The 252-nt window shown below is 52.4% G+C and carries 1 pseudogene; it reads right to left on the bottom strand.

Annotated features, from left to right (window positions below):
• A pseudogene (gene fucI, locus ACX9YW_RS23330) lies at positions 1 to 252 on the bottom strand (L-fucose isomerase); the annotation flags it as partial.

Raw genomic sequence — 252 nt, 5'->3', positions numbered from 1 at the left:
GAATCCTCCGGCTATGGCATTGTGGCCAAGGGCTTCCTCCTTGAATCCCATTTCGCGCAAACGGGGATTTCCCTGCATAAGGTCGCGCACAATCAGGGTCATCTTCACGATAAACTCCCAGTCGGCATCCTTCTGCTCGCGGGTTTTCTGCTTTTCGGGGCGGTTGGTGAAATCCTCACCTTCGTTGCATTTGCAATATTTCTCCGTCCATGCCATAGCCTTGGCATATTCTTCGTGGTCGTAGATTCCCTC

Source organism: Pseudoneobacillus rhizolycopersici (genome assembly GCF_054786815.1).
Note: the sequence above shows the minus strand (reverse complement) of the source record. Positions and strands in the feature narration are given on the sequence as shown.